This is a genomic window from Nocardiopsis lucentensis DSM 44048, assembly GCF_000341125.1.
Classification (GTDB): Bacteria; Actinomycetota; Actinomycetes; order Streptosporangiales; family Streptosporangiaceae; genus Nocardiopsis; species Nocardiopsis lucentensis.
Genome location: NZ_ANBC01000774.1, coordinates 1 through 1,250, shown reverse-complemented (window position 1 = coordinate 1,250; position 1,250 = coordinate 1). Strand labels below are relative to the sequence as shown.

The following is a 1,250-nucleotide window of genomic DNA, read 5'->3' as shown; positions in this document are numbered from 1 at the left end:
ACCCAGCCGGGCCAGGGACAGCGCGTCGTCCACGCCCCGAACCCCGGTGCGCCCGCCCTCGACGCCCAACTCCACGAGCACCGGGAGGGGGCGCGCGGCCCCGGCCAGCGCCGACTCCATGATCCGCGCTCCCGCGGCGGAGTCCACCAGGCACAGGAGCTCGAAGTCCGGGTCGGCCAGGACCGAGGCCACCCAGGCGAGCTGCCCGTCCTCGACGATCTCGTTCGCGATCAGGACACGACGGGACCCGTGGGCGCGCATGACGCGGGCCTGGGCGACGGTCGCGGCGGTCAGGCCCCAGGCTCCCCGCTCCAGCTGCGCCGACCACAGGTGCGGTGACATGGTGGTCTTGCCGTGCGGCGCGAGGTCGACGCCGTGGTCGGCGCACCAACGGGCGAACCGGTCCAGGTTGTGCCGCAGCGCGGCCTCGTCGAGTGTGACGGCGGGCAGCCACAGGTCGCTCAGACGGAGTCCGGCCGCCCGGACCGCGGCGGCCGTGGTGGGGCTGGCCGGCAGGGAACGCGCTTCGACCGGCGCGGTGTCCAGGGCGGCCAACGGCGCGGCGGGCAGACCCGCTCCGGCGATCAGGGACGGGACGGAGCCCCCTGCGACGTGCTCGGTCGTGGTGCCGGTCATCGCGTTCCCTCCGTGGTGGTCGTGTCCTCGGTTCCGAGGGTCCGTTCCGGGTGCCCGTGCCCCGGCACCCGATCCTGGCGCGGAAAGGGTTCGTCGAAGTCCTCGGGCCGGTCCAGATGCCGGACGGAGGTCCGGACTCGATCGCGGCGGTCGGCCTCGGCGCCGCGCTGGGCCGAGCTGAGGGGGACCCACACCGGCGGCGGGGCGGCGGCCAGCGGCGGCAGGAGTCGGCCCGCGGCGTAGGTGGCGGTGTTGGCCAGGCGGAGGGGGGACTCACGGACGCCCCCGTGCACGTCGACGGTGGGGAAACGGCCGTACTCGGTCTCGAAGACGGCGATGTCGGCCCGCGCCCCGACCTCCAGGGTCCCGGCGTCGATCCCCAGGGCCCGGGCGGGTCGCACGGTGGCGGCCGCCACCGTCTCGGCGAGCCCCATTCCGGCGGCCAGAGCCTTGCCCATCACGGTCGGCATGTCGAAGGCGGGGCCGTGGACGGAGCGGACGTGCAGGTCGGTGGAGACGATCGGTTCGATCCCGGCGGCCAGCTCGGTTTCGAGGACGGCGAAGTCGAAGGCGCCCGATCCGTGTCCCAGGTCGAAGAGCACGCCGGCGTCGCG

General features: G+C 75.2%; 2 protein-coding genes. Both read right to left on the bottom strand.

The window, feature by feature from the left end; all coding sequences use genetic code 11:
• Positions 1 to 636, bottom strand: a 636-nt coding sequence (locus D471_RS0127050) for an alanine racemase (protein ID WP_017601513.1), incomplete at its 3' end; no start/stop codon positions are given.
• Positions 633 to 1,250 (bottom strand): amidohydrolase family protein (locus D471_RS36435; RefSeq protein ID WP_017601512.1); only part of this gene is annotated, 618 nt, incomplete at its 5' end. The genes D471_RS0127050 and D471_RS36435, both read right to left, overlap by 4 nt.